Annotated in this window: 12 protein-coding genes; 1 reads left to right on the top strand and 11 read right to left on the bottom strand. The window is 58.2% G+C overall.

Going from position 1 to position 12,322, the window contains the following annotated elements; translation table 11 throughout:
- Nucleotides 1-217: 217 nt before the first annotated feature.
- Nucleotides 218-958, top strand: coding sequence for a LytR/AlgR family response regulator transcription factor (locus ASU33_RS03290; RefSeq protein WP_059068074.1), 741 nt, complete (start codon nucleotides 218-220; stop codon nucleotides 956-958).
- 45 nt (nucleotides 959-1,003) lie between these two features.
- On the opposite strand, the gene ASU33_RS03285 is transcribed toward ASU33_RS03290, so the two are convergent.
- From ASU33_RS03285 to ASU33_RS03235, 11 genes are all read right to left on the bottom strand, one after another.
- A complete protein-coding gene (locus tag ASU33_RS03285; RefSeq protein ID WP_078062831.1) occupies nucleotides 1,004-1,753 on the bottom strand; it encodes a fatty acid desaturase in 750 nt (249 codons plus the stop codon).
- A gap of 72 nt (nucleotides 1,754-1,825) precedes the next feature.
- Nucleotides 1,826-2,674 (bottom strand): 4-hydroxy-3-methylbut-2-enyl diphosphate reductase, encoded by an 849-nt coding sequence (locus ASU33_RS03280; protein ID WP_059068072.1) that lies wholly within the window; start codon nucleotides 2,672-2,674, stop codon nucleotides 1,826-1,828.
- A 104-nt stretch (nucleotides 2,675-2,778) separates the two neighbouring features.
- Nucleotides 2,779-3,276 (bottom strand): hypothetical protein, encoded by a 498-nt coding sequence (locus ASU33_RS03275; protein WP_149867009.1) that lies wholly within the window; start codon nucleotides 3,274-3,276, stop codon nucleotides 2,779-2,781.
- Between the two features lie 66 nt (nucleotides 3,277-3,342).
- Nucleotides 3,343-4,224 (bottom strand): phytoene/squalene synthase family protein, encoded by an 882-nt coding sequence (locus ASU33_RS03270; RefSeq protein WP_059068068.1) that lies wholly within the window; start codon nucleotides 4,222-4,224, stop codon nucleotides 3,343-3,345.
- A 101-nt stretch (nucleotides 4,225-4,325) separates the two neighbouring features.
- Nucleotides 4,326-5,828 (bottom strand): bifunctional phytoene desaturase/3,4-desaturase, encoded by a 1,503-nt coding sequence (gene crtID / locus ASU33_RS03265; protein WP_350308174.1) that lies wholly within the window; start codon nucleotides 5,826-5,828, stop codon nucleotides 4,326-4,328.
- A 171-nt stretch (nucleotides 5,829-5,999) separates the two neighbouring features.
- The gene (locus ASU33_RS03260) at nucleotides 6,000-6,515 is read right to left on the bottom strand and encodes an RNA polymerase sigma factor (protein WP_059068066.1); all 516 of its coding nucleotides are present in this window, start codon (nucleotides 6,513-6,515) and stop codon (nucleotides 6,000-6,002) included.
- 235 nt (nucleotides 6,516-6,750) lie between these two features.
- A complete protein-coding gene (locus tag ASU33_RS03255; RefSeq protein ID WP_160328122.1) occupies nucleotides 6,751-7,668 on the bottom strand; it encodes a MerR family transcriptional regulator in 918 nt (305 codons plus the stop codon).
- 29 nt (nucleotides 7,669-7,697) lie between these two features.
- On the bottom strand, nucleotides 7,698-8,195 hold the full coding sequence (locus ASU33_RS03250; RefSeq protein WP_059068061.1) for a sterol desaturase family protein: 498 nt from the start codon (nucleotides 8,193-8,195) through the stop codon (nucleotides 7,698-7,700).
- A 209-nt stretch (nucleotides 8,196-8,404) separates the two neighbouring features.
- Nucleotides 8,405-9,214 (bottom strand): enoyl-CoA hydratase/isomerase family protein, encoded by an 810-nt coding sequence (locus ASU33_RS03245; RefSeq protein ID WP_078062829.1) that lies wholly within the window; start codon nucleotides 9,212-9,214, stop codon nucleotides 8,405-8,407.
- A 224-nt stretch (nucleotides 9,215-9,438) separates the two neighbouring features.
- Nucleotides 9,439-11,712 (bottom strand): ComEC/Rec2 family competence protein, encoded by a 2,274-nt coding sequence (locus tag ASU33_RS03240; RefSeq protein WP_059068059.1) that lies wholly within the window; start codon nucleotides 11,710-11,712, stop codon nucleotides 9,439-9,441.
- Between the two features lie 101 nt (nucleotides 11,713-11,813).
- Entirely contained in the window at nucleotides 11,814-12,266 is a 453-nt protein-coding gene (locus ASU33_RS03235) for a GNAT family N-acetyltransferase (RefSeq protein ID WP_059068058.1), read from the bottom strand.
- Nucleotides 12,267-12,322 lie beyond the last annotated feature (56 nt).

The raw sequence follows: 12,322 nt of genomic DNA, 5'->3' as shown, positions 1-12,322 counted from the left end.
TGTACACACTTTCAGCCGAGTAGTTGGCACAAACCTGCAGTAATCCCGCAAAAGGTTGCACCCGCACGAGCTATCTAATTATTAAAATAGAGGAAACCGCAATGGTGGTAGATCAGGATGCAGTTGGAGTATGCCAGCATTGTTTTCTTTCAATAATTTTTAGCACACAATATTTCAACTCGCTATATTCACCCCAACACCCCTACCCAACCAAGTCATGAAGATTACCTGCTTGCTTCTCGACGACGACCCGCTGGTGTTGGATTTGCTACAGGCCTATGCGGCCATGACGGAGGTGCTGGAGGTGAAAGCCACCTTTACCGATCCGCTCGAAGCCCACCGGTATCTGCTCGATCATCAGGTGCAAGTGCTGTTTTCTGACGTGACGATGCCACACCTCTCGGGCCTCGACCTGGTGCGCTCGTTACGCGAGCCGCCGCTGGTGGTGCTCATGACCTCGTACCCGCAGTACGCCATGGAGGGCTTTAACCTCGATGTGTGCGACTTTCTGCTGAAGCCCATCTCGCTCGATCGGTTTCTGAAAGCCGTGAACAAGATTGCCGGATTGCTGCGCACCGCGCAGGTGCCTGCAGCCGTTGAGTCGGGCGATGCACTATCGGGCTGGGGCTCGTTCTTCATCCGTACCGATTCGCAGTTTGTACGCTTGCACTACCGCGAGGTGCTGTACATCGAGGCCCTGAAAGATTTCACCAAAATCAATACCGTCGACGGCCGTACGCACCTTACGCTTGTCAACCTCAAAAACATTGAGGAGCAGCTGCCGCCCGGCATGTTTGTGCGCACGCACCGCTCCTACCTCGTCAACTCGGCGCGCATCGAGTCGGTGAGCAACCAGGAAGTACGGGTGGGTGGCCACGCGCTGCCCCTAGGCCAAACGTACCGCGACAAGGTTACGGAGCGCATTGTAAACCGCGCCCTTATTCGGCGGCAGCACTAGCCCATTAGTTCCCTAGGTGCCTACTTGCCTGCACCAGCGCAGCACCTAGGCTTGCTTGGCCCGCCACAACCGCCACCACGGCAAATACGGCTGATCGTGATGCTCGTAGTGGTAGCCAAAAAAGTAGCAGCTCACAAACGCCCACACGTGGTGCGGCAACTGGCTGCGCGATTTGTGCACGTTGTCGGGGGCATGCTCGCCACGGTGGGGCAAGTATGTGCCAAAGTAAAATAGCTGCACCGTAGCCAGCACCGAGGGCAGCATCCAGAAGGCAATAACGTTGGCTGCCGGAAAAAACAGCTTCAGCACGTTGAATGTGGCGGCCATTAGCAGCACCTGCCAAACCGTAATGTAATTACGCGCAAAGCGCAGCAGCCACAGCACAAAGCTGGGGTGCTTGCCGTCGTGAAAATCAGGGTCGTCGGGGGTGGCTACGTGCCGGTGGTGCGCGTGGTGCCGCGGCAGCAGCCTCGGAAACCAGTTGTAGGCAAACAACAACGCGGCTACGGTACCTAGGGTGTTGTTGAGGCGGCGGTTGCTGCTGACCACTCCGTGCATGGCATCGTGCGCAGTAATAAACAGCCCGGTGTAGAGGTGCGTTTGCACCAAGGCCAGCAAGTACGGCCACGGCGTGTGCCAATCGGGCTCGTAGTAGGCCAGCAGGTACGTCAGCAACGCCGCCCACGTTGCCACAATTAGCACTGCCATGGCCACGCCCTTGTAGCCCAACGGTTTGGGCCGAACACGCTGGTAAGCGGTCGACACTGCGAAATGTTGCGCTTGGGGCTGGTTCATAACTGTAATACAACGAAAAGCTACCTAGGCTGGCCGAGCGCGTTGCTGCACCCGGGCCAAGCCCCTAGGTGCTTACAACCGCAGCAGGGCGTCGCGCACGTCCTCCATCAGCCACATGGGCGTGCTGGTGGCGCCGCAAATGCCTACGGTTTGGCCCGGCTTAAACCACTCGGGCCGCAGCTCCTCTACTTTGGATATGAAATGCGTGTTGTCGTTGGTGTTTTTGCACACCTGGTACAGCACCTTGCCGTTCGAGCTCTTCGTGCCCGATACAAACACAATTTGGTCGTACTCGGCGGCAAAGCGGCGCAGCTCCTGGTCGCGGTTCGATACCTGGCGGCAAATGGTATCGTTGGCGGCTACCTGGTATCCCCTGCCCTCCAACTCGCCTTTGATGCGGTAGAAGCTGTCGGTGCTCTTGGTGGTTTGGCTGTAAAGCGTGATGTTCGGCGGCAACTCGTGGCGCAGCAGTTCATCCAGGTTTTCAAACACCACGGCATCGCCGCGGGTTTGGCCCAGCAGCCCGCGCACCTCGGCGTGGCCGTGCTTGCCATAGATAAATATTCGCTCCTTACGGTCGTAGCTGCTCTTGATGCGGTTTTGCAGCTTCAGCACCACCGGGCACGAGGCATCGATGAGCGTGAGATTGTTTTGCAGCGCCGTTTGGTAGGTGCTGGGCGGCTCGCCGTGGGCGCGTATCAGCACCTTTTCGTCGTGCAGGCCCCCTAGGGTTTCGTAGTCGATGATGCGTAGGCCGCGCTTTTCGAGGCGCTCTACTTCTTCATCGTTGTGCACGATGTCGCCAAGGCAATACAAGTAGCCCTGCTCGTCGAGAATGTCTTCGGCCATCTGAATGGCGTAGATCACCCCGAAGCAGAAGCCGGAGTTAGGGTCGATGCGTACACTTAGGTTGAGCGGCATATCTGTCTCGGTAACCAATGATCCGGGCAGAAGGTTGCGGCGGAGTATGCTGCAGAAGGTGTGGAATCCTGCATTAATATAGCATACTCCTGGTACTGCGCGGGTTATTCGGGCAGCTGTCGCAATCTATCGGCTTCCTGACCACCAATGTGGTTGTGGGTAAGCATGAAATCGCGCACGATGCGAAACGCTTCGGCATCGAGGCCCGACTTAGGATGGCGAAGCAAAGCCTGCACCAGCAAGATGCGGTCTTCGTCGAGGTGCTTGCTGGCACCGAGGAACTTGGGCAAGTTGCTCTCGATGCTGAAGCGCAGAAAACGAACTTCGGGGTGCTTGGGATTGAGGGCCACGGCGGCATCAAACTGCTGGCTGGCTGCTTTCACCCGATCGAGCTTGTCGAACACACCTCCCGTATGCTTGGCCATAATGGCTTCGGAAGCGGCCTTGTAGGCCAGCACCACGGCGTCGCGCCCGGTGTAATTGCGCATCAGCAAATGAAACCGGCGGCTGGCCTCTTCGTCGTTGGCTGCCTGGCGGTAGTGGCGGCGCAATGCGGGCAAAGCGTACGGCGATTGGGCGTCGGTATCGGTAGCTGGAAGCACAGTGGCAAGCAAGGTTAGGAGCAGGCAGAACAGCAGTTTCACGGGCGGGGCACTGGCTCCGGGGCCTTAGATGGCCCGCAGGCGGTACCGAAAGTACGACCCAAGCAGCAGCAGAAGTTTCGTGTTATCGGGCACGCGCACGCGCCCGGCCAAAATGCGCTGGGCCGGCAGCTCCCGAATGGTGGAAAATAGCTTGAGGTAGTACACGTAGGCCAAGTACACCCCTAAGCGGGCCGAACGCGGCAGTTGCACAATGCCCGCGTAACCGGCATCGAAATCGGCTTTGATATCGGCCTCGATGCGGCGCTTGCAAGCATTGTCGAACTGCTCGTAGCATACATCCGGGAAGTACACGCGGCCGCGGTCCTCGTAGTCGGAGCGCAAATCGCGCAGGAAGTTGATCTTCTGAAACGCAGCCCCTAGGCGGCGGGCGGGGTTGCGTAGGCGCTCGAATAAGGCATCGTCGCCCTCGCAAAATACGCGCAGGCACATCAGGCCTACCACCTCGGCCGAGCCGTAGATGTACTCGTTGTAGAGCTGCTCGTTGTAGCAGATGTCCTCGAGGTCCATGGCCATGCTGTGCAAAAACGCATCGATAAACTCGCGGTCGATGCCGTAGCGGCGCACGGCCAGCTGAAAGGCGTGCAGCACGGGGTTCATGCTGAATTGCTCGTCGATGGCGCGGTGAGTTTCGGCGCGAAACTCGCGCAACAAGGCAGCTTTGTCGCGGTCGTGGAAGGTGTCCACGATTTCATCGGCCCAGCGCACGAAGCCATATACGGCATAAATGGCTTCGTGAAAGCGGGCATCGAGGCTGCGAATGCCCAGCGTAAACGAGGTGCTGTAGCGCTTGGTGATGAGCTTGCTACAACCTAGGCTGGCCTGGTCGAAGAGGGCCACGTGATCCGCAACGGGCGGCGGCGAAACAGCGGGTGGAAGAGTGGCCATGGTTTGGATATGGTGTGGTACTTGGCACTACGCAAGAAGAGCCTCATCGGCAGGATTGGCGCCTACGCGGCAAGCTTCTTTTCTTAGTAATTTACTTATTATCAACTCACAAGCGCATTTTCTTTTTCAACTTCGCCAGCCACTACCTGCCCCGAAATAAGCGAAGGCGGCACACCTGGGCCGGGCACCGTAAGCTGCCCCGTGAAGTAGAGGTTGCTGACTTTGGGGCTTTTGAGCGTAGGCTTCAGAATGGCGGTTTGGCGTAAGGTGTTGGCCAGCCCGTAGGCGTTGCCCTTGAAAGCATGGTAATCGTCGATGAAGTCGCGGTGGGCGTAGCTGCGGCAGTACACCACGGCATCGCGCACGCTCTGGCCGGTGTGTTGCTCGAGGCGCGTCATCACGATATCGTAGTACCGCTGGCGGGTGGCCTCGTCGTCGCCACCTAGGCCGGGGGCCACGGGTATCAGCAAGAAGAGGTTTTCGCAGCCCTCAGGCGCTACCGAGGGGTCGGTTACGCTCGGCACCGAGGCGTAGAACAGCGGTTTGGTGGGCCAGCGCGGCGCTTCGTAAATCTCGTGGGCGTGGTGGTTAAAGTCTTCGTCGAAGAACAGGTTGTGGTGCCGCACGTTTTGTAGGCGCTTGTTCAGGCCTACGTAAAACAGTAACGACGACGGCGCCATGGTGCGCGTATCCCAGTACTTGGGCGAGTAGTGCCGGTGCTCGGGCGCCAGCAGGTGCTGCTCCACGTGGTGGTAATCGGCGCCGGCTACTACCACATCGGCTGCTACCAGGCCGCTGCTGGTGCGCACGCCAGTGGCGCGGCCGTTTTGTACCTCAATTTGTTCTACCTCTTGGTTGTACCGGAACTCTACGCCCTGCTCCTCGGCCACGCGCACCATGCCGCGCACTATTTCGTGCATGCCGCCCATGGGGTACCAAGTACCTAGGGCCAAGTCGGCGTAGTTCATGAGCGAGTACAGTGCGGGCGTGTTTTGGGGCGTAGCACCCAAAAACAGAACCGGAAATTCCATCAGCTCTACCAGCTTGGGGTGCCGGAAAAAGCGCCGCACGTGGGTGTGCATGTTCTGGAGCAAATCGAGCCGCACGGCATCAACCAGCAGGCGCGGATCGGCAAACTCCAGCACCGAGCGGCCGGGCTTGTTCACGAACTTGCTCATGCCAACCTGGTACTTATAGCCCGCCTGACTCAGGAAGTCGTCGAGGCGACGGCCAGCGCCGGGCTCAAGCTGCTCAAACATGCGGCGCAGCGCCTCCATGTTGGCCGGCACATCGAGGTAGTCGTTGTGGCCGAACACCACACGGTACGACGGATCGAGGCGAACAAGGTTGTAGTAATCGGCTGGTGTGTGGCCAAAGCGGGCAAAAAACTGCTCAAACACATCGGGCATCCAGTACCAGCTGGGGCCCATATCAAAGGTGAAACCCTGGGTTTTGAAAACGCGCGCCCGCCCGCCGGGGCCGTCGTTTTTTTCGAGCACCGTTACGCGGTAGCCGCGCTGCGCCAACGAGGCCGCAGCAGCCAAACCGGCAAAGCCAGCCCCTATCACGATTACTTTCTTACTGGGTTGGGCAGAGGTACTCAAACGGTATGTAGATGTTGATGGATGGTAGCAAGCTACCGAATGTGTGCCCACTTTGTTTAGGAGGCGGGTTATTGGCAGCCCGCGCACACGGTAAAGGCCGCAAGCTACGACCCCCGTTTGGGGTTGCAGCTTGCGGCCCGTGCACGCTCCCGACTCGATTACTCCTTCCCCCTACGCGCCGGGAGCGTAGACCTTAAGCGCACTCTTAAGCTCCTTGCGGGCTATGTGAATGCGGTTTTTAACGGTACCAATCGGAATCTGCAGCTTCTCCGCAATTTCCTGGTATTTGTAGCCGATGTAGTACATCATGAAGGGCGTGCGATACTCGTGGCCGAGGTGCGCAATGGCTTCGTTGATGTCCGTCACCACGAAGTCCGACTGTGCGCCGTTGTGCGTGATGTAGTTCTCATCGGTATTGAAGTACTGGAAGTACTCGGTGGTGTCAATGTGACTGTTGCGCTTCGTTATCTTATTGTAGTTGTTGATAAACGTGTTGCGCATTATGGTGTAGAGCCACGCCTTCAGGTTGGTTCCTGCCTTGAACTTCTCTTTGTTCAGCAGGGCCTTGAGCAGCGTCTCTTGCACCAAGTCCTTGGCATCATCGGCATCGCGGGTGAGGTTCATCGCCACGGGCCGAAGCGAGTAGGATATCTTCTGTACTTGGGCTGTAAATTCCAAAGAGGTCATACGTCTGTTTAACTTTTAATGACCGAAAGCTAAACAAACATACGAAACTACTTCATAAGCATACGAGCCTGCGCTACCTTTTTTTCGCGCTTTCGGTGAATCGCCTCAAAAACTCGGTGAACACACTTGCTTACCCGATGAACATCGCGCCCCTTAGGTAAGTAGATGAGCAAGCAGCATTAAACCACTTTAATGCAACCAGCTGAAAACAAAACAGTTACGAACAAGATGTGTTTTATTCGGCAGTGCTGTTTACCGCTACTGACTCTGTTAAAGTGAGTAGCTGAACAAACGCAATGAAATCCGTCATGCGCTGCATGCGTCGGAAGCGCGGGGGCATTTCGGCCTCGGACTGCAGTACCGGGCCGTAGAGCACGAACTCCGAGCTGGGGCACAATGAGCTAAGCTCCTCCAGAAACTGCGGCAGCCGGTCGCGCTCGGGCACAGTAGTCAGCACCGAGGATACATAATGGGGCTTGTAGCAGCCGCACACGGCACCCAGCTCGCGCACAGGCAGGTTTTGCCCTAGGTACAACACATGATGCTGTCGCACCCGCAGCAGGTAGTTCATAAACAGTAGCGCTAGCTCGTGCAGCTCGCCTTCGGGCAAAAACAGCACCCAGCGCGTAGCGTTTTCGGCCTGAACGGGCGGCAGTGCGTCGGCTGCGGCCAGCAACTTTTGCCGCAACAGGTGCGAAGCCAGGTGCTCCTGCGCCGGATTGAGGCTGCCAGTTTGCCACAGCACCCCAATGCGGTACAAAAACGGATACACGATGTGCATCATCGTTTGCTCGAAGCCAATTTCTTCGGCCGCCTTGGCAATTACATGGCTTAGCTTGGGCTCGTCCATATCCATGGTGGCCGTGAGCAGAGCGGTAATTTGTGGGTTGTAGAGGTGCGGGTCGCTGCAGCAAGCGGCTACGGCTTGGCACAGCTCCTGCTCCGAAAGGCTCGCCACTTGCGAAATGCGGTGCCCCCTTTCGCACAGTGTGGCCACGTTCAGCAACCGCCGCAGATCCGAATCGCAGTACGTGCGAATGTTGGTAGCCGTGCGTTCGGGGCGCAGCACCCCGTAGCGCTGCTCCCACATCCGGATGGTATGTGCCTTAATACCGGAGAGGCTTTCCAGATCCTTAATTGAAAACTGGCCCACGGAACAGAAGAAATAGAAATGACAATAGGTTAGGTGGTGTGGCTTTGCGAGGCAGCAGGCCGATTGGCTTGCGACTTGCGGCGTGCTAAGGCAAAATATTTGGGCGAAACCCACAGCAAGCCAAACTCCTCGCTACCATCGCGGCCGGTGGTTTTGTGGTGCATTTTGTGTGCCATGTTCAGGGCGCGCAAATAGGCGTTGTTGGTGCGTTTCCAGAAAGGCAACCGCCGATGTATGAGCACATCGTGCACGAAGAAATACAGCGTGCCGTACACGGCAATGCCCATGCCTACCCAGTAGCGCCAGTCTTTTTCGGGGCCGCCGTACACCATAAAAAGCATCGACAGCCCGCCGTAAAACAGAAAAAAGAAGTCGTTGCGCTCAAAATGGTGCGGGTGCCGTACGTGGTGCGAGCGGTGCAAAAACCACAGCGGGCCATGCAGCACAAATTTGTGCATGAACCACGCCACGAATTCCATTCCCAAAAAGGTAAGGGCCACAAGAGCCGCGCCGGCCAAAGGAGTCATGGTATGCTAACCGCTGAGGGTAGTTGTTGTTTGGTTTATCTGCCAGGTTATTAAACCCGCATTAAAGTATGCTATTCAAAGCCAATGTCAGGTCCGCCACTACAGCAACGACGCGCGGCGTTCTGCTGGCAAGCGGGTGGTAGGCTTAATTACACCCGAGTGCCCGTAAGCAGAATGCCGCGCGTCGCGTAGCTGTGATTACCTAGGCGCTAGTTCCAGGTAATTTTTTCTTTGTTGAGGAAAGCAGAAATGCCCCGGCGGCAATCTTCGGAACCACGCGCTTCAGCATTTAGCCGCGCGGCGTAGCGCAAGCTTTCTTCGAGCGGGAGCTCCGGAATGCGGGCAATCATTTCTTTGGTGATTTCCATGCTCTGCCCCGAGTTTTCGACGCACAGCTTGCGAGCAAAACGGTGCACGTGGTCGGCGAGCTGCTCGGCAGGCACTACTTCGTTAATCAGGTTGTACGCCGCCGCTTTCTCAGCCGAAAATACCTCGCCCGTAAGCAGCAACTGCTTGGTGCGGGCCTCCCCTATTTTGCGCAGCAAGAAAACGCTCACGATGGCTGGCAGGAAACCAATTTTCACCTCGGTGTAGCCGAACTTGGCTTCGGGTACGGCAAACGAAAAATCGCAGAGCGTAGCCAAGCCGCAGCCGCCTGCCAAGGCATGGCCCTGCACCTGCGCAATCACAATTTTCTTGAGCGTGTAAATCTGGTGAAACAACTGCATCAGATGCGTCGAATCGGCCAGGTTATCGGTGTAGCCAAAATTTTGTAGCTCCTGAATGTAGGCCAAGTCGGCACCGGCGCAGAAGGCTGGCCCCTCGGCACGCAGCACCACCACTTTGCAGTGGGGGTCGTTTTCGGCGTATTCAAAAGCATGCTTCAGCTCGGTTACGAGCTCCGAGCTGAGGGCGTTGCGTTTTTCGGGGCGATTGAGCGTGATGTAGCCAATGGCATCATTCGCCTCGTAGCGAATGTACTGTAACGCCTCTAGCTCCTGGGTAGCCATATCTTCCATGAGTCGTCGTTGCGTATGGGGTGTGGTGGAAGGCCTTGGCGGCGCGTTGTTCTGAGGCACGGTACCCAAGAGCGGAGCCATACAGGCCCGGTGCGCGGCGGTGGCCCAAACGGGCTCAGGTCAAACCTAACAAAAATGATGCGACAACAAAATCGACTATGTCGGGGCGTCGCTTTGAGAGAATGTACGAAGGAATAATGAGTTTGGACGGGGTGCTGCCAAACTTAGTTGGATAGTACAACTTGCTCTTTCATCGGTGCACTTGCTACCCGCTGTACCACAGCACCTTGCGCTGTTACATCATGCACGCGCAAGCCAACCTTTTGCAGCGCCGCCGACAGACGCTCTACATACCACGAGCGGCACGACGAATCGAACACCACCAAGGCCCTTGGTCCGAAGGTAGCCAGCAACTGCTCGGGCCACACGCGGGCGTTGCGACGCAGCACTACCATATCGACGGGCACCGGCTGTTGCCCTTTCCAGAGGCGCTGGCTAACGTAGGCCACGCGCTTGCCGTGCCAGCTAAGCAACACGGGCCCACCCTGCCCTAGGTGGCGCACGGCCAGTTGTGGCGGCCACCCCGCCACGTAGCGCACCTGCCGGTTGCCACGCTCGATGAGGCCCGGCAGTACCCGGTAGGTTTGCTCGGTGTGGTTGAGCGGCATCGAATCGGGGGTGATAATGAGGGCCGAGGCACCATCGTGCAAGCCCAACGCTGAGCGCCTGGGTATGCTATAAATAATGAGCCGCTTATCGGTTGCCACAGCCCGCGCCGCCGTAACCCTACTGCCCGAGAACACCAGCAACACCAGCGCTGCGGCACCTAGCCACACCAAACGCCGCCACGCCACAAAGGCCAGCAGCAATGCAATAAGCAAATACAGCAACCAGGTTTGGGGCGGCGTGAGGTGAATTCCCGTCACCAATGCGCCCGGCATAGCCTGGCCCACCCACACAATGTATTCATTGAACAGCCAGATGAGCTTTTCGAACACCCACCCTAAGCTGCGCGGCAGACACAGCAGCGCCTGCAAGCCCGTTAGCCGCACGGCGCCTTCAGCCAGAAAAGCCACGGCTTGCAGCCCCAGGCCCACGTAAAGTGCCAGCGACGACAAGGGTACCGCTACTAGGTTGGAGAGCAGGAAGCTGAGCGGGAACTGATGGAAGTAGAATAAACCCAGCGGAAACGTAGCCACCTGCGCCGCCAACGAAAGCGCCACCGCTTGCCACACCGCATCCAGTGCCCAACCCGCGGCACCTAAGAGCTTTTGCTGCCAGCGCGGTTGCCACGGTCGAATTTTGCGCGCGGTCCACTCCTGGGCGTCTATCCAGGCAGCAATGCGCGGCTGCAGGTACACAATGCTGAGCACGGCCAGAAACGAGAGCTGAAAACCCACATCAACGAGAAGGTACGGGTCGTAGAGCAGCAAGCAAAAAGCAGCTACCGCCAGCGTGTTGTACATATTGCTTTGCCGGCCTACGGCCCGCGCGCCCGCCACAAACGAAAACATTACCGCCGCCCGCAGCACCGACGCCGATAATCCCGTGAGGAAGGCGTAGGCCCAAATGACCAGCAACCCCACCCCTGCCGACCATACCCGAAACCCGCGCGTGTTGCCGAAAAACCGGCCTAGGATCAGCTGCAGTACGCCAAACAGCAAGCCCACCTGCAGCCCCGAAACGGCCATAATGTGCGTGGTGCCGGTGTTGGCATAAGCCTGCTTCGTGTCGCTGTCGACCTCGTCTTTCAGGCCGAGCACCAAGGCATCGGCAATGGCAAATTCGCGCTTAGCCGTAACGTAGCGCCTGAAAACACCTTCCAGGTGTTTGGCGGCCTGCATGCTGTAGTAACGCAACCAGTTGGGCGGCTGCACGGCCAGCACGCGGTACTGATCGGGGTGCACGAACTGCTGATGGTAGATTTGGTGGTAGCCGAGGTAGCGCCGGTAGTCGAACTCGCCGGGGTTGAGCGGGGCTTTGGCCGGAGTTGGGGCACCGCGCACTAGCCACACCTGCCCGTAACGAGGCTCCTGGGCGTTGGCCTCGTAGCGCGGCACCGATACCCGCACGCCACCTAAGGCATGCCGCCACTGCCCCGCCACCCGCACGGCCGATACGCGCAGCGTGGTGGCGTAAGTATTCGGCCGCACCACGGTGTAGTCGTCGACCACGGCGCGGTAAAACTCGATGGAACCTTGGTGATAGAGGTGCTCGGAGCGGCGGCTTTCGGTGGCTTGCTGCGCTATGGTAGTGCCGGCCAGTACCACCACGCCTAGGGCCAGCAGCCCCGCAGCATCGTGCGCACCGGGGGTGCTGGCCCGTGCCGCCCACAGGTTAGCACCTAGGTACAATACCTCGGCCGCAGCCAGCCAAGGCAGCAGTTCCGGCAAGCTTGCGCCCCAGTAAAACCAGATGACGATACCCAAAACCAGGGCCAATACCAGCCGCACCGCAGGGTGCGTAGCCCACGAAATGGTGGTGGAGCGAACTGCCATAGCTGCCTTTAACTAAGAATGCCTCACGCGTACGGTTTGCCTAGGCAGGTTTGTACGGACGAGGCACACTTGAGGTGGCTAAGGATGGCTTCGGTTGCGTATTACAACCCCGCGGCAGCGGCATTGCGCCACTCCATTTTGTAGTGCTGAATGTCGGCTTCGGTAAACTGCTCGCCTACTTTCTCAAAGCCGTGGCGCTCGTAAAAAGGCACTGCGCGCAGTTGCGCGTTCAGGTACACCGTGGCTTCGGGGTGCATAGCCTGCACATCGCGTAGCACGGCTTTCAGGATAGCACTGCCTACCTGCTGGTTGCGGTATTCCTCGAGCACGGCAAAACGTTCGAGCTTCACGCCGCCTTCGGTGCGGCGCCAGCGGGCCGCGCCGCAGGGTGTGCCATCGGCTGCTTGGGCCAAATAGTGCGTGGCTCCGGCTTGGTCGTGCGCGTCGTGCTCCAGCTCGCGCGGCACGTTCTGACCTTCCACAAACACCTTTTCACGAATAGCAAAGGCCTGCTGAAGTTCGGCGGGAGCGGTAATGCGGTGGGCGGTAATCATATCGAGGATAAGGTTCAGAAAAGCACAACGGCGCGGCAGCAAAGCTACCGCGCCGT

This window comes from Solirubrum puertoriconensis (genome assembly GCF_001483135.1).
In the GTDB taxonomy this organism is placed as follows: Bacteria; Bacteroidota; Bacteroidia; order Cytophagales; family Hymenobacteraceae; genus Solirubrum; species Solirubrum puertoriconensis.
Note: the sequence above shows the minus strand (reverse complement) of the source record. Positions and strands in the feature narration are given on the sequence as shown.